Genomic DNA, 22231 nt, shown 5'->3' on the forward strand with positions numbered 1-22231 from the left:
GATTGAAAATTAGAAAATATAAGAGTTACCTTACTATCTTACTGTATATGACTCTATCCCTCGGAGCCTTTTCGTTATTATTATATCATTACGGTTTCTATATAATTATTGGATCAATAAATATAGTGTCCTTTTATTTTTATATAGTTTTTGCTGTCTCTTTGCTTTTTATAGTATTTTTACGAAATCAAAAGACGCTTGTTAAGTTTCTATATTATTCTTTTTTGATTGTTATTTTCTTAGTTGCTTTTCTATTTTGGCAAGTTAAATATGAATCTTTCAAAATAGATGATCCTCAATTAGAGAAAAATTATGTCATTGAAAACCTAACTACAATTTACTTTAGACCAGGTGATCTTCATATAAGAGTATATAAAGAAGTATTTCCTTTTGTTTATAAAATTAAAGAAAAAGATATTAATACAAAAGGAGAAACATCAATTTACAATTCTGTTCTGAACAAAGACTATGATATTAAAAATAATCACATTTACATTGATCAAGCTGAGATACCTGTAAAATAATAGGTAAGAGAGGAAAATATCCTCTTTTTTTATTACCCATTCTCTCTATTATTTCTTTGAATACTGATGCAATGTCTTTTCCACGATCTTCACTCCAGCTATAACTCGTATCTCCGACGTATTTCTGAACCAGTTATCGTGGTGTCATAAAAATTGAAGCCCTTTGAGACGAACTATTTAGATAGTAATTGTTAAATTCTGTTTTTATATCAACTTTGTGACCACTTGCCAATATAACTTCGGATATATTGTAACCATCTAGGTCCTCAAGAAGGTCAAACTTAGAAAAACTGAGATTTATCTATTTCTTGACCTACTCATGAAGACATTGGTATTTGACGATAAGTTAGCTAAGGTTTTGTCAAAAGAAGGTTTTACTTTAAGAAAAATTGATGAGTTTGATCTTGATTTGAATTAAATAAATTCAATTTGTGAAAAATCATTTACTTTTAACGCCCTGGATTATTATCTGGGGTTATTATATTTTAAATGTTAAGTATTTAACATGAGATAAGAAATGATATAATAAACTCAAGAAAATTGAATTTTGATGCAGTTCATACATAGAGCAAAAGTGGTCGTATGAGATGGTACTCCTGTTCTAATTTCGAGCGTTGGTGAGACTTTACAAAATCAAACGATTCATTCTTATAGCGTTGAGTGATTAATTCGGTAAAGTTAAAGAAAGGAAACGTGTATGAAAGTATTAGTTATGACACTAAAGAAACGAATTGAAAGATTTTCTGATTTCTCAATTATCCCCAAAGATTGGCAACTTGTTTTTGCAGAATTTGAGACAGATACACAAAGATTGTTGGAACTAGGGGGCGATGCAGACGTTATTTTTGTCGATGCCATGCAGCCCGTTAAGAAAGAATTGATTGACGCGATGCCTAATTTAAAAATGATTCACTCTGAAGGCGTTGGTTTTGATTGGATCGATGTTGAGGCCGCTACTAACAAAGGGGTATTTGTTTGCAATAATGCAGCAGCGAACAGCAAGGCGGTTGCAGAACAAGCAATTTTACTCATGCTAGCTGTTTTACGGCGGACAGTTGAAGGCGATAGGATGGTGCGGGACGCAAGACAGATCGAAGCCAAGAGCAATTGGAGTTTAGAGGGGATTAGAGAACTTTGGAATTGCCACGTTGGCATCATTGGTATGGGGGCTATTGGACAAGAGACAGCCAAACGCTTAAAGGGATTTGAAAGCAAGGTCAGTTATTATAGTAGAAGTCCACTTCCTAAAGAATTAGAAACAGAACTGAGTGTTGATTACTTGCCTTTGGAAGAGATTTTAAAGGAATGTGATATTATCAGTCTTCATTTACCGTCTAATGATAAAACGAAGAATTTTATGAATTTAAATCGCTTTCGCATGATGAAAAAGTCTTCTATTCTCATTAACACAGCGCGCGGAGAAGTGGTTAATCAACATGATTTAATGGTTGCCTTAAAAGAAGGTCTTATATCGGGAGCTGGTCTGGATACGATTTCGCCAGAACCGGTACGACCTGACAACCTTCTTTTGCAGTTACCTACAGAGATAAAAGATAAAATTACGTTTTCACCTCATATAGGCGGAGTCACTGAACAAGCCTTTGTCCAGATGCATCGGTTTGTATGGGAAAATATTAGACGAGTTGAACAAGGAGAAAGACCTAAAAATATTGTAAACGGATAACATAAGGAAGGAAGATAAATGTGATTGCAGAAGAATATAAGAAAATGTTAGGACAAAAATCAGTCATAAGAGAGATAGCTGAATATGGTTCAGAAAGAGCCAAAGATATCGGGTATGAAAATGTATTTGATTATAGTTTAGGGAACCCGTCAGTTCCTGTCCCTCAGGAATTTACGACTAAATTAGTGGAACTTGCGACAAGCAGTGAGCCAGGAGCCATTCATGGATACAGCCCAAGCCTTGGTATTGAATCTGTGAGGGAAAAAGTGGCTCAGTCATTAAGTAGACGTTTTGACATGAATTATAAAAAAGAGCATATTTTTATGGCATCTGGAGCTGCCGGAGCTCTTGCCCATGCACTTAGAGCCGTGACAACCAAAGGTGATGAGGTCGTTACCTTTGCTCCATTTTTTCCGGAATACACGCCCTATGTTAATAAATCAGGAGCGATTTTAAGAGTTGTGCCAGCGAAAACGGATGATTTTCAAATTAATTTTGCTGAATTCGAAAAAATGGTAACACCAAAAGTCATGGCTGTACTCATCAATACACCTAACAATCCATCGGGAGTTGTATACTCTACTGAAACAATCAAAAAGTTGGCATCATTTTTGCAGGAAAAAGAACGTGAATTTGGACATGAGATCTTCCTTATCTCCGATGAACCATATCGAGAAATTGTATTTGAAAATGTTGATGCACCTTTTGTTGCCAAATATTATCCTAATACGATAACATGTTATTCTTTCAGTAAATCCTTATCTCTTGCTGGCGAAAGAATCGGCTATATTGCTGTGAATCCAGAATGTAAAGAGGCGGAACTGATCATTAATATGTGCGGGCAAATATCAAGGGGAATCGGTCACAATTGTCCACCGTCGATCATTCAATTGGCAGTGGCTGAAGTTATTGATATGACGGCGGATTTATCCGTCTATGAAACGAACATGACTATTTTATACAATGAACTCACAAATCTTGGATTTACCTGTGCTAAGCCGGGAGGAACTTTCTATATGTTTCCGAAAGCATTAGAAGAGGATGCCGTCGCTTTTTGTAAAAGGGCTTTGAAGTATGATTTATTATTAGTACCGGCAGATAGTTTTGGCTGCCCTGGATACTTCAGAATGGCGTACTGCATCCCAACGGAAAAGGTCAAACGCTCACTTGTGGCCTTTAGAAAATTGGCTAAAGACTATCAATTAGAATGTAAGTCATGAAGTTTCTTTAATTAAATAATGATATTTTAAAAAACTGCCATCAGCAATATACCACTTTGATGGCAGTTTTATTTTTTTCTAGTTTATTATATGAGGTTCATATTCCCTTAAGTAGTGAAGTCAACTTTAGGTAAAATGTGCAGGTGAAAGGCCCTCACTTTTAACCTGCCACTTGTTTATTTTGGACTTCTTTCTCGGTTAATTTAAAGAAAGCTATAGATCCAATAAAAGAGGTAATAAATAAGATTGCTCCCATTGGGACAGCAGTTGATTCATCAATTCCAACGAAAGGAGAAACAATGGATCCAATCAATAACGGAAACATGCCTAATAAAGCACTTGCACTTCCAGCTTGGTTGGCTTGATTTTCCATTGCCAAAGAAAACGTACTTGTTGTAATCATTCCCATTGTCGTCATATAGATGAAAATTAATATGACAAGAGAAGCGAGTGGGCCTCTGATGATGGTCATGATGAGAAGTAATGCCGTAGCACTTACAGCTACAATAACGGCAATTTTGAGCAAGTTTTTTACATGAATGACTCGACTAAAACGTCCGATAATATAACTCCCTGTAATAATGGCGAGACCATTAATACCAAATAAAACACTATAGACTTGCGGTGAAACATGATAGATGCCTTGGTATACAAAAGGCGTTCCGGATACATAAGCAAAACTCCCTCCGTGTATGAACCCGACAATCAGGACGTAACCGATAAATGAACGATCCTTCAACAAGTAGCCCATCGTACGAATAGAATGTCCAATCGAACTCGGTAATCTTTTCTCCTTTGGTAATGTTTCCTTTAACCAGATAGCCGCAATAAAAATAATAATAAGTCCAATGACACTTAAAAAGAAAAAAATAGTATGCCAGTTTCCAAAGGGTAAAAGGAGGATGGCTCCGCCAGTCATTGGGGCAATCATTGGTGCAGCTGCATTTATGATCATTAATAAGGCAAAGAATTCCGTAAGTGCTTTGCCGCTAAACACGTCACGAACAATTGCACGAGATAAGACAAGCCCTGCTGAAGCCGTTAATCCTTGTAAAAATCGAGCAAGTACTAATGACGTGATATTTGGCGAAAGAGCACAGAAAAGTGAAGCTAGTGAAAATAAGAAAATGGAGATGAGTAAGGGTTTCTTTCGACCCTTTGTATCACTAATCGGACCAACGATGATTTGTCCGATCGCAAAACCAATCAAACAAGCGGTTAAACTCAGTTGAACAAATGAAGCACGAGCTCCCATGCTACTCGCAATATCTGGAAAACTCGGTAAATACATATCAATATTAAGTGACCCTAATATTCCAAGCATGCTGAGAAGAAAAACCAACCCTATACGCTCTTTTCCTGTTGGATTATGTCGCATATCTGATAAACACCTTCCTACCTATTCTTGTCTTCGATATTATTCAGTCTATGGCAGATGATACAGTCTGTCTACTAGTTAATTTTATTTAATGACGGTATCGGGCAGTAAGACCCCCTCAAGATTCTGAGTATTCAAGAAGATAGGTGGGGGGATCAACTGCCCGTAAAGGTCCGATTGGTTCAGCTAACCATCAGTGGGGGATGAAGAAAACCCCCACTGATGGAGTTATTTAATGACGGTATGCTAACTTTTTATTTTTTAAAAATACTCATTATTTTGTTCAATGACCGATGGCTCTATATAATTCATTTGAAAAAACTTTAAAGCTTTGGGCGCCTATCTAGACTTTTATCCCGCCTTAACGGGGCAGTAAGACCCCTTCAAGATTTTGAGTATTCAAGAAGATAGGTGGGGGATCAACTGCCCGTAAAGGTCCGATTGGTTCAGCTAACCATCAGTGGGGGATGAAGAAAACCCCCACTGATGGAAGTTTCACTTTATTCTTCTACTTTATGAATTAGCACATAGTGTGCCAACATCTCATTCTTTTAAAGAATATGGATGAGAAGATATTTTGCTTGAAATAATAAAAGGAACAGAGTAAAATCTCTATTATGGATAAAAGATATCCACTATCTATATTGAAAGGAGGGGGACCTTTGAAGTTGACTTCTGGTGTTGAACAGGCAGCCTGCATTATCGTCATGCTTTCCACTCAAGCAGCTGATATACCAGTCACAAGTGATGTCATTAGCGAAAGGCTAGGCGTCTCTCCTTCTTATCTTAAAAAAATCATGCGAAAGCTGGTTGTTGGCGGATTAATTAAATCAGTTCCCGGAGTCAATGGAGGATTTATCTTGGCAAAAACACCTGCGAGCATCCCAATTATTGATCTCGTTGATGCCATTGAAGGTAATGAACCTATTTTTCAATCTACGGGATTGGTTAGGAAAGCCTTTGGTGATATTGATGTGGCGGAAAAAGGAGTTTTAAAGTTTGAAAACATCGTGAATGAAGCTCAAGAAGCCTTTCGTGCGAAACTTTCAAACATGACAGTTGAGAAGTTTTTACAAGAGACCATTGATACGAATGAGATACAGGTGAAAGACTGGAATCAAATATCTGATGAAGATAATGATTAATTTTTTTATGAAAGAAGTGAGAAGAAACAAGTATGAATATGTTGACAAAAGAGTGGAAGAAAATTTTTCACAATACATGGACGATGATCATCCTCTCTGCTCTCTTAATTATTCCCATTCTCTATGCGGGGGTTTTTCTGAAAGCCATGTGGGATCCCTATGGAAAAACGGATAAATTACCTGTTGCGGTTGTTAATGAAGATCAAACGGCAACTTATAAGGGCAAGAACTTAAAAATCGGTCAAGAACTTGTCGATAAGCTCAAGAAAAATGATGCTCTTGATTGGTCATTTACAACAAAAGCTAAAGCGATGAAAGGGCTTGAGGATGGCACGTACTATATGGTCGTTGAAATTCCGAAAAACTTTTCAAAAGATGCCTCCACGGTCCTGGATAAAAATCCTCACAAGATGAAATTGAACTATTATTCGAATCCTGGTCAAAACTATATTGCTGGTAAAGTCACAGATTCTGCAGCTAAAGATATTAATCGAGAAATTGCGGAAAATGTGACACAAGAATATGCCGAGAGTGTCTTTGACCAGCTGAAAGATATTGGAGATGGAATGGAGAAAGCATCTAACGGGGCTGGAGATTTAGATCATGGCGCTAAAAAATTAAATAAGGGTAGTAAGACCCTTTCCGATAATCTTAAGACATTAGTAAATAGTACGCTTACATTCGAGAATGGAGCTAAGTCAGCAAGTAACGGGGCTAAACAATTGAGTGTCGGAGTAAGTCAGTTGTTTACTGGTAGTCAAGCATTAAATAAGGGAGCCTCTGATTTAAATAATGGTATTCGGCAGTATACATCAGGTGTAGGTCAATTAAATAATGGATCAATGGCCCTGCACTCAGGTCTCGTCGATGCTCAGGCAGGATCTAACCAATTAAACACAGGTTTGAATCAGCTTAATAGTCAAGCAAGCGGGTTAACTGATCCAACTTCAGGAATACCTAAATTGGCGCAAGGGCAAAGCGATTTAAACGAGGGAATTAAACGTTTAAATACAGGAAGCCAGCAGTTAGAAGCTGGTTTGAAGAAGCTATCGACAAGTCTCCCATCTCAGGATAATATGAACCAATTAACAAACGGATTATCACAGATAAAAGATGGGTTAAATTCATTAAATCAGAATGTATCATCAACAAATGGACCTCTTTCAGGTTCGATGAAGTCCATTCAATCTGATATGACAAGTATTGCAGGAGCTCTTCAAGATTTATCGACGCATTCGAATGATACGGCAACCGCAACAGTTAATGATGTTAAGAATACAGAAACATTTAAACATCTCACACCTGATCAACAAAAAGAGATATTAGGTGCCATGCAAAATGGACTGAAAGAAGGTTCATCCGAGCAAGCGGAAATCATGAAAACCATGAGTGATAAATTAACTGATTTATCATCACAGCTTAAGCAATTGCAAACGGCTTCTGAAAGCTTAAGTAAACTACCAAATGCCGTAAAAGCATTAAATGACGGGGCAAATCTTGTTATACCAAAGGCTAATCAAGCTCTAAATGGTTACACAACAGTTCAATCCGTCCTTAATCAACAAATCATTCCTGGTGCTGAAAGCCTAACTTCAGGATTAGCAGATGCCGAGACAGGAAGCACACAACTTGTAAATGGTGTCAATCAGTTAAATGAAAAAGCACCGTTACTTGTAAATGGCGTGAATCAATTAACGGTAGGTAGTAACCAATTAAATCAAGGGTTAGGTCAACTTGTAAATGGATCGAATCAGCTTGTTTCGGGATCAAAAGAACTTGATAGCAAATCAGGTCAATTAACAAGCGGATCGGCGCAATTAGCAAATGGATTAGGGCAACTTACCAGTAAGCTACCTACAATGCAAAATGGCGCATCCAAACTTGCAAGTGGTGTAAACAAGTTAGCAGATGGATCTAGCCAATTACATCATGGCTCAACTCAGTTATCTGACGGTTCAACTAAACTAACGAATGGTCTTGGCGACTTGGAAAATGGAGCAGAAGACCTCTCTAGTCAACTTGGAGATGGAGCTCATAAGATTAACGATACAAAAACAGATCAAGATACGTATAAAATGTTTGCTAATCCAACCCAATTAAAAAATCTAGAATTATCAAAGGTTAATAACTATGGACATGGCTTAGCACCTTATATGATGTCTGTTGCTCTTTTTGTAGGCGCACTCGTCTTTGGCGTCATGTTCCCAATTAGTGAACCAAGTATGAAACCAACATCAGGATTTGCATGGTGGCTCAGTAAGTTTTCTGTTCTTGCCTTTGCTTCACTTGCCCAATCCATTATCTTAGTTGTCATTATGGTTTGGGGAGTCGGACTCGATCCATTGAGCATACCGAAGCTTTTCCTTTTAGCGTTTATTATTTCGCTTAGCTTTATGTCACTTATTATGTTCTTCTGCATAACATTTGGAAATGTTGGACGGTTTATCTCGATGGTTTTACTTGTTTTGCAACTTGGTGGTTCAGCGGGAACGTTTCCAATTCAATTATCGAATGGATTTTTCCAAGCGATTTATCCGTATCTGCCAATGACATATTCCATTAAGGGTTACCGAGAAGTTATTTCAATAGGAGGTAGCATGTGGCCAGCAGCGTTTGTATTACTTGGTATTTTTGTTGTCTTCCATGTGTTAACGGTTGTTTACCTCACATTTAAGACAAAAAGTAATGTTAGCAAAAGTATTAAACAAGAAGAAGCCATGTAACGAAGAATTATCTTAAACGAGTACTACTTAAAAAGAGTTAGTGCTCGTTTTTATTTTGAATTTAATAAACAAGAACAAACCTATAATCCCGTTCGAAACACAAACACCAAGCATCGAAAACCATTTCATGATAAAAAGGAAAACATGACATCTCATCCCACTAAGTTAGAATGAGATTGTCATGTTTTTTGTTATAACCCATTCATAATGTGAAAGATCGGAATCAGGATGGAGCTAAATAAAGAAAGCAAGAGGATTCCTATGAAAACGAGGGTTGCGGGTTGAACGATGGCAAGCCATGTCTGAGTCATCTCTTCTAATTTTCTCAGGAGAGTATCACTATAGAGCATTAAAGTAGACCCCAATCTCCCGTTATTTTGACCATGCCTGATGACTTCAATAAATTCACGTAAATAATAAGATCGTTCAGCTAGAATATGGTCTAGTTTTTCCCCTTTGATGATGGCTTGTCTGATATGCAATGCCTCTTGATAGGAAAAGGCTGTCATGTGTTGCTTTGTCATGGTGTCTAAGGCTTGATTGATGGATAAACCTGATCGCAGGAGACTGCCAAGATGGAAAGCGAAAGCTCGTGTGAAATAAAGTTTGATATAACGAGACAGAAGGGGAATTTGACTCATCACGCTAATCTTTTTAATAATCGGGATTTTTTTAAAATAGATAAAACAAACGCTCCCACATAAGGTAATGACCAAAATACCAATCCCAATAGATACCATATTGTGATTAAGAGACAACACGATTCTCGTTACTAAAGGAAGTTCGAGATTCAAGGAATGATAGAGTTTCATGAAATTTGGGATTAAGAAGGTACTTATAATAAAAATCATGATGATAAACATCCAAATTAAAAATAGAGGATATCGAAGAAGCTTACGTAATTTGGACCGATGCTCTTCACGTTTCAACATTAATTGACCACTCTCAATAAATCCATGAGCCAATTCACCACTTTGTTCAGAAAAGTAGAGGGTGATGCAACATTCATTAGGAAATTTCATGACAGTTAATACTTCGGTTAATGTTTCACCTTCAGAAAGCAAACGAAGCATCGTCGTCATTTTTTCTTGAATGATGTTTTTCTGATGCAAAGATTGTAATTGAATAGCATCTTGAAGAGTATAGCCTTGAAGGAGAGATTCACCCATACGAATAAGAAATGTACCTTGAGAACGTCTATCCCATTTACGGTTGAACATAACGCCTTATCTGTCCTTTCGGGGCTTCTTGAGGAATGTAACCAGCTGCAATTCCTTGGAGAATAAAATCTTCAATGGTTTTGTATGAACGAGAATGTTGACGAGAACCATGAGTTAACGTGTCGTGAAGAGGAATGCCAACTAAAATTTCAAAAATGCCTGTTTGTTTTGGTTGGTGGCGATGGGGACATTGTTTTGTACAGGAGGCTCCACATGTAGGACATTGTATTCTCACTAAGCGCTGAGAAATAACGCCTACTAAAGTTTCTTTTAGGTCAAACGTGGGAATGCCAAGTTCAGTTAACCGCTGCACAGTTCCGGGTGCATCGAAGGCATGAACAGTGCTAAGAACGAGGTGTCCTGTTAGTGCGGCTCTGACGGCAATCTTAGCTGTTTCGATATCTCGAATTTCACCTATCATCAGGATATCCGGGTCATGTCTGAGGAGGGCTCTAAAACCATCAGCATATGAGAAATTAGCTTTTTCATTGATTTGCATTTGTACAAAGGCATCATTTGGCCGCTCGATAGGGTCTTCAAGTGTAATAATTCTAGCATTATATCGCTTCTTTGCTGCTTGAAGGAGAGTATACAAGGTCGTTGTCTTGCCTGAACCTGTTGGACCGGAGACGAGTATAAGTCCACTTTCATATTTCAATAATGAAGATAGTTGATTTGTAGATTCTTGGAAAATAGAGAGATCGGAAATTCGAATGGATTGTTTCTGGGGTTGCAGGCGAATGACGAGACTTTCTTGATAAGGCGTTGGTAAAGTGGATAATCTTAAGTGGACTTCTTGATGGGAGACTTTAGAGATCATGGCACCACTTTGGGGACGACGTTTTTCACCAATATCCATACCTGCAAGAAATTTAAAATGTGAGATCATCCTTTCTGCTTGTTCAATGGGAATCATGTCTAATTCATATAGATAGCCATGAATTCGGAGTTCAATTAAAACATCGTGTTTACGTGGAAGGAAGTGGATATCAGAGGCTTCGGTCTCAATGGCATGTTTAAGGATTTGCTGACTTTTTAATTCAATTTCACTTATTTCACGCAATAAATCACCCTCTTTCACTAATTTAATATCTATATTCCACAAAAGAATGATTAGTCCTTCTTTTTTAAAATAAAAATTCCAAATACGATTTGGCATTTGGAATTTTAATACACATCTTGCTTAGTAAAAATAGCAAAGGAAAAAATAATGGATATGACGAGCCAAATGAGTAGGACAATAAGGGAAAACCCAAGAGTCATTCCTGTAATTGGCGGGTTTGTGCCATGTATATAATGGGTTAATTGTAAATTCAACATAAACAAATATTTTGCTGAATGCCATGAAGATACCATGTTCACTAAGATAGCGCCGGCAATCAGCGAAGCAAGCATGATGCCCATAACGGCGGCCGTGCTTCGGATCAATACGGAAAGTAGTAAAGTTAGCGCACCTACTACAACACCTACAAACCAAGCTAGCCCATATTCAATCACGACATACTTCCAGAGAGGGATAGTATAAGCGCCTGTAGTATTAAGCGTGTTTCCATCGGCTTTAAAGCCTGTGATCATTGGAAGACTCCAGCCATTATATCCAAATATTAGCCCAGAAATGAGATATGAAAATAACGCCATACAAAACAGGATGAGAGATATGGATAGTAATAATGCAAAGTATTTACTCATTAATATCTTCCACCGCTTAACAGGTCTCGTTAAAAGTAATTTGATGGTACCATTACTATACTCCGATGAGACAAGATCACTTGCGATAACGAGAACTAATAAAGGTAGAAGTAAACTAATGGCATTTTCAATAAAGATGCGCATAAAAGTGGGGGCACCTGGAGCAGCGGGATCAATATTATGATCAAGATAATACTGTTGTTGGCTAACTTGTATCTTCAAGGTTTGCTTAAAGTCATTCGGGATATTTGTTGAATTAAGCCGATTTTGGGTATCAACAATTTTTTGCTGTAACTGAACGCGCCAATTGACATGTCCCATTTTTTCAATGAGCTCATTTGTTTGCTTATATTGTGCATAAGTAAAAAGGGAAACAAGAATAAAAATCATCACCATAATGACATATAAACGTTTTTTTCGGAGGAGTTTTAGTTGTTCGTTATAAATAAGATTAATCACTCTTTTTCCCTCCAGTAAGTTCAAGAAATAAATCTTCAAGTGCAGGTTTCATTTTTTTTATTTCGTTGACTTGAACACCCTTATTGACCAATTTTTTATTCCAAAGTGAAACATTCTCTTCACTATAAGGTGTAATCAAACCCTCTAAATGTTCTGTCACATCGGTTTCTTTTTGAAGAATTTCACGTGCTTTTGAGATGGGACTAACATTCCATATGACTTTCTCTTTAGTAGTCAAAAGTGAAGAAACCCTATCCGTCTTAATAACCTCGCCATTTGTCATAATGGCTACGCGATCACAAAGCAATTGGATTTCACTTAGTAGATGAGAGGAAACAAGCACGCTTAGTTGTGATTCTTTGGCTAATGAACGAATAAACTCACGCATTTCATGAATGCCGGCAGGATCTAGACCATTAGTTGGCTCATCTAAAATTAATAATTTAGGTCCAGAAAGCAAGGCTTGGGCGATTCCAAGGCGTTGTCGCATGCCAAGAGAATAGGTTTTGACACGATCATGAATACGAGACTCAAGTTTGACTAATTTTGTGACTTCCTCAATTCTCTTCTTATCGATGGAACGATCCATTCGGGCAAAATACTCGAGATTTTCCCGCCCGCTTAAATAATCGTATAGCTCAGGATTTTCAACGATACAACCAAGCTGCTGCATGGCTTTAGTGAATTGCGTTCGAATATTGTGCCCAGCTATGAAAATATCTCCAGATGTAGGCTTAATTAAACCGACAATCATACGGATCGTTGTTGTTTTACCAGCACCATTTGGTCCAAGAAAGCCAAAGACTTCACCGGGGAAAACATCAAAAGAAACGCCCTTGATGATGTCTTTTCGACCCATACGCTTGTATAAATTCCGAACTGTAAGAGCGGGTTGTAAAGTCATTATTTTCCCTCCTCATGAAAGACAATAAGAGATACGACACGTTCAGCAATTAATTGATACCCTTTCGTATTAGGATGAAATTTATCGCTGTATAAATAATCATTGACGTTCAGTTGAAAGAGGTCAAATGTTGGTACATAGATCATTTTTTTGTAATCCCTTGTTAAATTGGCGTTATCAACATTCCATTTGGAGACCATTTTTGACGTTAATTTGGATTGCTCTAGGTCGATGAATGGGTTGTATAAACCAATATGAAATACAGTGGCATGTGAGTTTAATGAACGAAGTGTGGAATAAACGTGTTTGGCATTAACAAGATAGCGTTTTTCAATCGAATTGAAATAGGACATATTTAAATGATCTAAGGCAGCTCCACCTTGAAAGAGATCATTTGCGCCAGTTGATATAAGAATAATGTCTGCTTGCCTTAATTGCCGTCTGACTTCGGGCTGCTTCAATTGTTTTAGAAGCTCAGAGGAAGTTTGTCCGCCAATAGCATGATTGGTGACTTGGATCTTTTTTTTAGATTTTTTGATTAGCATATCTTTTAAATCGCCAACGTAACCCTTTCCCTTGTCATCACCAATCCCTCGAGTCAACGAATCTCCTAATGCGACGATATGTACAGTGTTCGAAGAGTTTTTCTTTTCCTCGCTATTTACGTGATCCACTCTTTTATTTGACTGAATGGTGTCATGTTTATCAAAGACAGCCCAAAATAGACCTAAAAAACAAATGAATGCGGATAGGATGGATATACTTGTGAAGATTAGGATTATTTTTTTATTCATAAATAGGATCAATCCTTATTAGAGGTTAGCGAAATTCAATTCTGAAATTTTCATTTGATTCTATCGTACACTTTTTTTATGAAAAATGCCCATCTTGTGAGTGGTAATGTCAAGGTTAATAAGATATATACCCATGATCATAAATTTATAAAAGTATCACGATCTCATAAAATTTAAGTGAGACCGTGATGATTGAATTATTAGCTGAAGGCTGAATCATGTAGATAAAATAGGCCGCCGTTAATAAATTGGACATGAATTTTTGGTTCATATTGAGATTTGAGTGCTTCTTTCTCTGAATGATAAGTCTCTGGTTTTTCTTCTTCATCATAGAATTGGTCTAATAAATGAAGATCATGCTCCCAACGCCGAATGGCATCACTCGCCCAATCATGAGTTTCCCCTTTCAACATTGTAACTAAGTAAGATTCTATACGTCTAATACCACTAAGGGGGCGTATGAGTGGCTGCAGAGTATAACAATAATCGGGTATTTTCGGTGTTAAAGGTAGACTCTCAAGCAAAGACTGAAATTGATCAATCAATGTACCATTGATGAGTTGTAATCCAAGAGAAAGAATCCGGTCTTTCTTCACGTCACATTGGTAGCTTACTTTTATGTTAAGTCCTAGCCATGGTTTGAGAGCAATGGACTTATTTTCTAAGGCCGGTACGATATGAAAAAGGCGAATAAAAGGCGCTAACTGTTGTGCAGATTGAAAAATTTGATGTAATCGCGGTGATCCAAAATGGATAAACTCACCGTCACCCTCATCCTTTGGATCTGTTTTGAAAGTCAAAACAGCTGTTTCAGGTTGCTGATTTATTTTTTCCATGTAATGCCAATAAAAGGGTCGATTCATCAATAGCTTATCTAAATCTACGGTTAGTTTTACTTTTAATTGTGAGTGGTGGTTTTCGAGAATCTCACAGTTGTTTGATTTAAAATACTTATACAGATAGTCATGAATCGCCGCTTGCTTCATTATGCATCTCTTCTTTCAATAAATCTTTTTCTGAATTAATCACACTAGATATATTGTCTAATTTGATCTGAATTTCTCCTGCCGATTCGGACTCTTCAAAAATAGTCTGTACTTGTTTATCTAGGTCACGTAAATTCAATCGCGTGAGAATGTCATCCAATTCACCAATCACATTTTCAAAAAGGTGGATCTTATTATATAAAAGTTTTAAAATGTGATCTTCAATGGTGCCTTTTGTCGCGAAATTATAAATATGAACATCGTTTTTTTGACCTAAACGGTGAATACGACCGATTCGTTGTTCGATCCTCATCGGATTCCAAGGAAGATCGTAATTGATGATATGGTTACAAAACTGAAGATTAAGACCCTCGCCACCTGCTTCAGTTGCGATAAGCACTTGGGCATTGTTTTGGAAAAGAGTCCGCATCCAATCCTTTTTACTCCGTTTAAACCCTCCACGAAACGGAACAGATGAAATTCCATTCTGCTGCAAAAACCATTGAAGATAAAGCTGTGTTGCTCGATACTCTGTGAAAATAATAACTTTATCATTAATTTTTTTGATGAGTTCGAGAGCTTTATTTGCTTTAGCCTGACTTTGGATGGCATTAATTTTGTCAAACAAAGGATCTATAATCTCATTAACTGCCGGGTTGTCAAATTTTTTTCTCATATGATTTAAGGTCACATAAACAGCCTCTCGACTGGAGCATGCTTCTCGTTGCAAGGTAATGAGTGAGAATCCTTTAATATTAAGCTTGTTTCTTAGTGTGAAGAGGGAGTCATATAGATCACGTTCTTGATCTGATAAAGGAATTTCGATAGATTCAATAACGCGTTTTGGCCAATCTAATCCAGTGTCTTCTCGCCTGTTTCTAACCATCACTTGATTAACCAACGCTTTTAATCTTTCTTCATTTTTTACCTTTGTTTTTCCATCTCGATAGTGCTTTGTGAAGGCTTCAGCACTTCCAAGATAACCAGGCTTAAGCAATGACACTAAGTAGAAGATTTCACTTAAGCGATTTTGGATAGGCGTTGCCGTGAGTAAAAGGCAAAATTTCTTTTTTAACGATTGGACAAATTCATAGTTTTTTGTTTTTGAATTTTTTAATTTATGAGCTTCATCAATAATAATAAAATCATAATCTTGCTTTAAAATAAGACTGCGATGAGGTTCGCGTTTGGCTGTGTCAATGGATGAAATAACCACATCACATTGTTCCCAGACATACGATTTCCTTTGAGGAACCGCAGGAATGTAAAATTTACTATTTAATTCGGTTGCCCATTGTAGGACAAGAGAAGCAGGAACTAGAATAAGGATTTTTTTCGCTAATCCACGAATCATGTATTCTTTGATGATTAAACCAGCTTCGATCGTTTTACCTAACCCTACTTCATCGGCAAGGATCGCTTTGCCATGCATCTTTTCAATGACCGTCTGGGCTGTTTCTATTTGATGGGGTAAAAACGTGACATGCGGCAAATGTTCTGGTGCCATTAGACCTTCAAAAGTTGGAATTCGTTTTTCTTCTTCTGCATGAAAAGCAAGTTTATAAACTTCCCAATTTGCCCAAGGTCCATCTGAGTCTATTCGGGAAATAAATTCGTCTTGCCAAGAATGATCAAAAATGATTTCAGGATCCATCGAATGTTTCCCTCCAAATGCACTTATTTTGGCTTATACAACCATTAGAGGATAAAGCTAGTAATATAAAAAAGAAAAAGTCAATAATTTGTCATTTTATTAGAAAAAATGTTGCCAGTAACAATCATGTGATGATAGGATATATATGTTAGTATGAACAAAAGTTATTTATCGTATTACAAGAGGCTTAAAAACTTGAAATCATGGAACAATACAATTAAATGTTTAGGCGAATGATAATAAGGGGAGAGACTGCAGATATTGCAGCGCCGAAGGAGCAAGCAACTAAATTTGTGAATCTCTCAGGCAAAAAGACTCTTATTAGACGCACCTCTGGAGAGAGCTTTATTTTGAAGCCACCAAAGGGGATACCAGTTCTTTTAGTTACTTTTAGGAATTGGCAAACTTTCAGGTATAAGGACAGGGGGACACGGTCAAAGGTGTCTCTCTGTCCTTTTTTGTACTTTAAGCAAGTATTAGGTCTCTGTCTGTGCTTTATAGGCCTCGCAATCGGCAAGTTTTCTTTAACGTTTGTAATACAACAATAATAAGAATAATAGTCTGAAAAATCTGCCACACAGAAGACGGTCAATTTTCTACAAAGTTCGACTATTGAAAAGGAGCGAGGATATGGTTGGGGGAAAAAGAACACCACTCTATGAGATTTATAAACAATCAGGGGCTAAGTTAATCGATTTCGGGGGATGGGATTTACCCGTTCAATTCTCAAGCATTAAACAAGAGCATGAAGCTGTGCGTACTAAAGCTGGGCTTTTTGATGTCTCCCATATGGGGGAAGTCTTAGTAACAGGGAGAGATTCAGAAGCTTATTTACAATATATGATGACAAATGATATTTCAAACATAAACGTAGGGGAAGCCTTGTATACGGCCATGTGCTATGAAGATGGTGGAACAGTTGATGATTTACTTGTGTATAAAAAAGGAGAAAGTGAATTTCTACTTGTTGTTAATGCTTCTAACACTGATAAAGATTTTGAATGGCTCAGGGAACATGTCAAAGAAGATAGTGATGTTAAACTAACCAACTGTTCATCTGAAATAGCACAACTTGCGCTGCAAGGACCGCTTGCGGAATCGATTTTACAACAAGTGACATCTGAACCTCTTAATGAAATGAAAGGTTTTACTTTTAAAGACAATGTTCTCGTTAATGGCGTCCCATCGTTAGTGTCAAGGACGGGTTATACTGCGGAAGATGGCTTCGAAATTTATTGTCCATCTGATCAAGCTGAAGAGATTTGGACAAAATTACTCGATGTTGGTCAGAATGTGGGTTTGGTGCCATGTGGTTTAGGTGCAAGGGATACCCTTCGATTCGAAGGAAAACTCGCTCTTTATGGCCAAGAATTAAGCCGAACGATCTCTCCAATCGAAGCCGGTATTGGTTTTGCTGTAAAAGTTAATAAAACCGTGCCATTTATTGGTCAAGGTAGTCTTAAAAAACAAAGAGAAGAAGGACCAGATCGTAAACTTGTTGGAATTGAAATGATTGATAAAGGGATTCCACGTTCTCACTATGCTATTTTTGTTGACGAAAAACAGGTAGGAGAAGTGACAACAGGTACCCAATCACCGACATTAAAGAAAAATTTAGGATTGGCTCTTATTCATACTGAATTTGCAAAATTGGGTCAACAAGTTGAAGTAGAGATCCGTGGGAAAAAACGCTTAGCCAAAGTCATTAAGACACCATTTTATAAAAAAGGAAACAAATAAGGGGGATATTCATGACTACATTTCGTTACTTGCCAATGACTGAACAAGATCGAAAGGAAATGCTTGAGGAGATTGGAATAACTTCAGAAGAAGCGCTCTTCTCAGACGTTCCAGAAAAAGTTCGTTTTAAAGGGACATTAAACGTTGAAAGAGCCTTATCTGAACCTGAACTTATACAAGAAATGACACGATTAGCGAAAAAGAATGTGAACCTTAAAGATACCCCTTCCTTTTTAGGTGCTGGTGTCTATGACCACTATATTCCTTCCGTTGTGGATAGTATTATTTCTAGATCTGAATTTTACACAGCTTATACTCCGTATCAACCCGAAATTTCACAAGGTGAACTGCAAGCTATTTTTGAATTTCAAACGATGATTAGTGAGTTAACAGCCATGGAAGTGGCTAACTCTTCCATGTACGATGGACCAACAGCTTTGGCAGAAGCCGCTCTTCTTAGTTGTTCTTCCGCTCGTAAACAAAAGATCATTGTTTCTTGTGCTGTTCATCCAGAAAGTCGTCTTGTTTTACAAACTTACGCCAAAGGACAACACCTTGAGGTTGTCGAGATTCCAACAAAGGATGGTACGACAGATCTTGAGCAATTGAAAGAGGCGATTGATCAGGATACGGCCTCAGTTATCGTCCAATACCCAAATTTCTTTGGCCAAATCGAACCATTGAAAGAAATTGAAGCTTTAACACGACAAGCTAAAAAGGCACACTTCGTTGTTTCATGTAATCCGCTCTCATTAGGTTTATTAACACCTCCTGGTGAATTTGGTGCTGATATTGTCGTAGGCGATTGTCAACCACTTGGTATTTCGCAATCATTTGGTGGACCTCATTGTGGCTATTTTGCTACAACCAAAAAATTAATGCGAAAAATCCCAGGTCGCTTAGTAGGTGAGACAGTTGACGAAGATGGGAAACGTGGGTATGTGTTGACGCTTCAAGCTCGTGAACAACACATTAGACGTGACAAAGCGACGTCAAATATCTGTTCAAACCAAGCGTTAAATGCCCTAGCTTCTTCTGTAGCCATGACAGCCCTTGGCAAAAAAGGCATTCGTGATATCGCTAACCAAAACATCCAGAAAGCACACTACGCTAAAGATCAATTGCAAAAAAAGGGTGTTACGGTGCTTACGAAGGACTCCTTCTTTAATGAATTTGTTGTAGATGTCAAACAACCTGTTAAAGATGTGAATCAAAAACTTCTTGAACACGGATTTATTGGTGGTTACGAACTTGGACGAGAGGATGAAACTAGGAAAAATCAGATGTTAATTGCGGTGACAGAACAACGGACAAAAACTCAAATTGATCAATTTGCAACCCTATTAGGAGGACTAATTCATGAATAATAATGAGCAAGCACTCATCTTTGAATGTTCTAAAGAAGGACGGATTGGCTACAGTCTTCCTATTAGTGATGTTCCTAATGTCAATCTAACCGAATTTCTTGATTCTGACTATATTCGAACTAGTGAGCCGGAACTTCCTGAAGTGTCCGAATTACAAATCGTTCGTCATTATACGGCCCTATCAAAACGAAATTTCGGCGTTGATTCAGGCTTTTATCCACTAGGGTCTTGTACGATGAAATATAATCCAAAAGTCAATGAAGTTTTAGCACGACTTGATGGGTTTAGTCATATCCATCCTTATCAAGATGAGTCGACGGTTCAAGGGGCTATGGAAATGCTGTACCGTTTGCAGACCAATCTTGCCGAAATAACAGGTATGGATGAAGTGACTTTACAACCAGCAGCCGGTGCCCATGGTGAATGGACAGGACTGATGATTATTCGGGCTTTTCATGAAGCAAATGGTGATTTCAAACGGACAAAGGTGATCATTCCTGACTCAGCACACGGAACTAACCCAGCTTCCGCTTCCGTCGCTGGTTTTGAAGCAGTGACCGTTAAATCTAATGAAAAAGGTTTAGTGGATTTAGATGATTTAAGACGTGTTGTCGATGATACAACAGCAGCCTTGATGTTAACGAATCCAAACACTTTAGGATTATTTGAAGAGCACATTTCAGAAATAGCTGAAATCGTACATGAAGCGGGTGGCCGCGTTTACTACGATGGAGCAAACATGAACGCGATCATGGGTATAACAAGACCTGGAGATATGGGCTTTGATGTTGTTCACTTAAATCTTCACAAAACCTTTACTGGTCCTCACGGAGGCGGTGGTCCTGGATCAGGTCCTGTTGGCGTAAAGGCAGAATTAGCTCGATTTTTACCAAAACCGGTTCTTGTGAAAAAGGATGACCACTATACATTTGATTACGATCGTCCCGATTCAATCGGCCGCGTAAAACCTTACTATGGAAACTTTGGGATAAATGTGCGTGCTTATAGCTATATCCGCACGATGGGTCCTGAAGGGCTAGCTCAAGTATCAAAAAATGCTGTTTTAAACGCAAACTATTTAATGAAACGTTTAGCACCATATTATGATGTCGCATTTCATCAATACTGTAAACATGAATTTGTTTTATCAGGAAGAAGACAAAAGAAACTCGGTGTTAGAACACTTGATATAGCAAAGAGGTTGCTTGACTATGGGTACCATCCACCAACCATTTATTTTCCTATGATTGTAGATGAATCGATGATGATTGAACCTACAGAAACAGAATCAAAAGAAACCCTTGATGAATTTGCTGATGCCCTTATTCAAATCGCAAAAGAAGTAGAGGAAACACCAGAAATCGTTCAAGACGCACCACACAATACGATTATTCGTCGACTTGATGAAACAAGAGCAGCACGGACGCCTGTTTTGAAATATAATGGAAAATAAATTATAGTTGAAAGCAGTTTTCATGTCCTTCTAGCGGTGGGATAGAGTTAAACGTAATATAAAAATAGAGACATCCATAGATGTCTCTATTTTTATAACGATGATAAATATGTTTTTTTAAAACACAAGCAGCGGATTTTATACCTAAAAAATAAAACAGACATCTCTTTTGGTATCTGTCTGTTTTATGATCTTTCTTTATTTGTGTTTTACTTTGCCTGTCCATTTTTTGAACCCGCCCTTTAGCTGGTAAAGTTCTTTCACACCCATTTTTCTTAGAACAGCTGCAGCTCTAGCGCTTCTAAATCCATTCGCACAATAGAGATAGACGGGTTTATCTTTTCTTATTTCTGTTTTACGCATTTTAAGTTGTGTCAGTGGGATGTTTCGGGCACCTAATATATGACCATTATCAAATTCATTTGGTTCTCTAACATCAATTAATTGTGCTTTTCGATAGCCGGAGCGAAATGAATCTTCATCAAGTGTTTTTAAATATCTGCGCTGCATAAGTGATCGAGCCACCGTATAGATAATAAACGCGAGTATTGCGACTAGCAGAATCGTCCAATCGAATTTCATTTAAATTTCTCCTTTTATATATGTCTCTAGTCACATTATAACTTTTTTTAGTTTATTTTTAAATAGATAACAAAAAGGTCGGAAATGGGTTAAATTGGAAAATTACTTGTCTTTTAGTTCAATATAGTGTAATATCCAAATAGAACAAAACGGAGAAGTATAGGGGGAGACTGCATGTCACCTACACCAAGTATGGAGGACTACATCGAACGTATTTATTTACTTATACAGGATAAAGGTTATGCCAGAGTTTCAGATATTGCTGAAGCACTTGATGTCCATCCGTCATCAGTAACCAAAATGGTACAAAAACTGGACAAAGACCAATATCTTATATATGAGAAGTATAGGGGATTCATCTTAACACCGAAGGGAAAAGTCTTAGGAGAGCGTCTAGTTTATCGCCATGAGTTATTAGAAAAGTTCTTAAGAGTGATTGGTGTAAGTGAAGAAAAGATTTACGTTGATGTAGAGGGGATCGAACATCATTTAAGTTGGAATGCTATTGATCGAATAGGTGATCTAGTTCAATATTTCGATGAAGATAAGAATCGTTTAGCTGAGCTAGATGGATTAAGAAAAAAAAATGAAAATATTAACAATGGGTAATCAAGCCTATTATAAGGTCCAAGAGATGAGGTTCATTTCTTGGGCTTTTTTGGTCTATTCTTAAAAGCTTCTTACTACTATTAAAGAGGGAGGGGTGGTG

The 22231-nt window shown here is 37.5% G+C and carries 18 protein-coding genes and 1 riboswitch; of the genes, 9 read left to right on the plus strand and 9 right to left on the minus strand.

Annotated elements, in window-relative coordinates:
- The 3 genes from GMB86_RS15830 to GMB86_RS11620 all read left to right on the plus strand — a co-directional run.
- On the plus strand, positions 1 to 524 hold a 524-nt coding region (locus GMB86_RS15830; RefSeq protein WP_230459099.1), incomplete at its 5' end, for a hypothetical protein.
- A gap of 697 nt (positions 525 to 1221) precedes the next feature.
- The gene (locus GMB86_RS11615) at positions 1222 to 2208 is read left to right on the plus strand and encodes a 2-hydroxyacid dehydrogenase (RefSeq protein WP_155220138.1); all 987 of its coding nucleotides are present in this window, start codon (positions 1222 to 1224) and stop codon (positions 2206 to 2208) included.
- Between the two features lie 20 nt (positions 2209 to 2228).
- Positions 2229 to 3428: a pyridoxal phosphate-dependent aminotransferase gene (locus GMB86_RS11620; RefSeq protein ID WP_329602902.1), complete on the plus strand. Its 1200-nt coding sequence runs from the start codon at positions 2229 to 2231 to the stop codon at positions 3426 to 3428.
- A gap of 160 nt (positions 3429 to 3588) precedes the next feature.
- On the opposite strand, the gene GMB86_RS11625 is transcribed toward GMB86_RS11620, so the two are convergent.
- Positions 3589 to 4806 carry a Bcr/CflA family efflux MFS transporter gene (locus GMB86_RS11625; protein WP_155220140.1) on the minus strand — a complete coding sequence of 406 codons (1218 nt, stop codon included), beginning with the start codon at positions 4804 to 4806 and terminating at the stop codon, positions 3589 to 3591.
- A 662-nt stretch (positions 4807 to 5468) separates the two neighbouring features.
- Between GMB86_RS11625 and GMB86_RS11630 the strand changes: the two genes are divergently transcribed.
- Together GMB86_RS11630 and GMB86_RS11635 are read left to right on the plus strand one after the other, a co-directional pair.
- On the plus strand, positions 5469 to 5951 hold the full coding sequence (locus GMB86_RS11630; protein WP_196220214.1) for an RrF2 family transcriptional regulator: 483 nt from the start codon (positions 5469 to 5471) through the stop codon (positions 5949 to 5951).
- A 32-nt stretch (positions 5952 to 5983) separates the two neighbouring features.
- The gene (locus GMB86_RS11635) at positions 5984 to 8674 is read left to right on the plus strand and encodes a YhgE/Pip domain-containing protein (RefSeq protein ID WP_155220144.1); all 2691 of its coding nucleotides are present in this window, start codon (positions 5984 to 5986) and stop codon (positions 8672 to 8674) included.
- A gap of 191 nt (positions 8675 to 8865) precedes the next feature.
- Here the strand turns inward: GMB86_RS11635 and comGB are convergent, their stop codons facing one another.
- The 7 genes from comGB to GMB86_RS11670 form a co-directional block, all read right to left on the minus strand.
- Positions 8866 to 9894 (minus strand): competence type IV pilus assembly protein ComGB, encoded by a 1029-nt coding sequence (comGB, locus tag GMB86_RS11640; RefSeq protein WP_155220146.1) that lies wholly within the window; start codon positions 9892 to 9894, stop codon positions 8866 to 8868.
- Positions 9881 to 10957, minus strand: coding sequence for a competence type IV pilus ATPase ComGA (comGA, locus tag GMB86_RS11645; RefSeq protein ID WP_230459100.1), 1077 nt, complete (start codon positions 10955 to 10957; stop codon positions 9881 to 9883). The genes comGB and comGA overlap by 14 nt, the downstream gene beginning before the upstream one ends.
- 104 nt (positions 10958 to 11061) lie before the next feature.
- Entirely contained in the window at positions 11062 to 12042 is a 981-nt protein-coding gene (locus tag GMB86_RS11650) for an ABC transporter permease (protein WP_329602903.1), read from the minus strand.
- Positions 12035 to 12946 carry an ABC transporter ATP-binding protein gene (locus tag GMB86_RS11655; protein ID WP_155220150.1) on the minus strand — a complete coding sequence of 304 codons (912 nt, stop codon included), beginning with the start codon at positions 12944 to 12946 and terminating at the stop codon, positions 12035 to 12037. The genes GMB86_RS11650 and GMB86_RS11655 overlap by 8 nt, the downstream gene beginning before the upstream one ends.
- The gene (locus GMB86_RS11660) at positions 12946 to 13740 is read right to left on the minus strand and encodes a GDSL-type esterase/lipase family protein (RefSeq protein WP_155220152.1); all 795 of its coding nucleotides are present in this window, start codon (positions 13738 to 13740) and stop codon (positions 12946 to 12948) included. The genes GMB86_RS11655 and GMB86_RS11660 overlap by 1 nt, the downstream gene beginning before the upstream one ends.
- Positions 13741 to 13940: 200 nt before the next feature.
- The gene (locus tag GMB86_RS11665) at positions 13941 to 14726 is read right to left on the minus strand and encodes a YqhG family protein (protein ID WP_155220154.1); all 786 of its coding nucleotides are present in this window, start codon (positions 14724 to 14726) and stop codon (positions 13941 to 13943) included.
- Positions 14704 to 16380, minus strand: a complete 1677-nt coding sequence (locus GMB86_RS11670; protein WP_155220156.1) for a DEAD/DEAH box helicase — start codon at positions 16378 to 16380, stop codon at positions 14704 to 14706. Before GMB86_RS11670 ends, GMB86_RS11665 begins: the two co-directional genes overlap by 23 nt.
- A gap of 233 nt (positions 16381 to 16613) precedes the next feature.
- Positions 16614 to 16708, plus strand: a riboswitch (glycine riboswitch).
- A 302-nt stretch (positions 16709 to 17010) separates the two neighbouring features.
- Between GMB86_RS11670 and gcvT the strand changes: the two genes are divergently transcribed.
- Genes gcvT through gcvPB form a run of 3 tightly spaced genes read left to right on the plus strand, consistent with a single transcriptional unit; the run spans position 17011 to position 20940 of the window.
- The gene (gene gcvT, locus GMB86_RS11675) at positions 17011 to 18120 is read left to right on the plus strand and encodes a glycine cleavage system aminomethyltransferase GcvT (RefSeq protein WP_155220158.1); all 1110 of its coding nucleotides are present in this window, start codon (positions 17011 to 17013) and stop codon (positions 18118 to 18120) included.
- 11 nt (positions 18121 to 18131) lie between these two features.
- Positions 18132 to 19487: an aminomethyl-transferring glycine dehydrogenase subunit GcvPA gene (gene gcvPA, locus GMB86_RS11680; protein ID WP_155220160.1), complete on the plus strand. Its 1356-nt coding sequence runs from the start codon at positions 18132 to 18134 to the stop codon at positions 19485 to 19487.
- Positions 19480 to 20940, plus strand: a complete 1461-nt coding sequence (gene gcvPB, locus GMB86_RS11685; protein WP_155220162.1) for an aminomethyl-transferring glycine dehydrogenase subunit GcvPB — start codon at positions 19480 to 19482, stop codon at positions 20938 to 20940. The genes gcvPA and gcvPB overlap by 8 nt, the downstream gene beginning before the upstream one ends.
- A gap of 198 nt (positions 20941 to 21138) precedes the next feature.
- Here gcvPB and GMB86_RS11690 read toward each other — a convergent pair whose 3' ends face one another.
- Positions 21139 to 21522 (minus strand): rhodanese-like domain-containing protein, encoded by a 384-nt coding sequence (locus tag GMB86_RS11690; RefSeq protein WP_155220164.1) that lies wholly within the window; start codon positions 21520 to 21522, stop codon positions 21139 to 21141.
- 174 nt (positions 21523 to 21696) lie between these two features.
- Here GMB86_RS11690 and mntR point away from each other — a divergent pair, with 174 nt between their 5' ends.
- On the plus strand, positions 21697 to 22131 hold the full coding sequence (gene mntR / locus GMB86_RS11695) for a transcriptional regulator MntR (RefSeq protein WP_155220166.1): 435 nt from the start codon (positions 21697 to 21699) through the stop codon (positions 22129 to 22131).
- Positions 22132 to 22231: the final 100 nt, after the last annotated feature.

Source organism: Terrilactibacillus tamarindi (assembly GCF_009718825.1).
In the GTDB taxonomy this organism is placed as follows: Bacteria; Bacillota; Bacilli; order Bacillales; family Sporolactobacillaceae; genus Terrilactibacillus; species Terrilactibacillus tamarindi.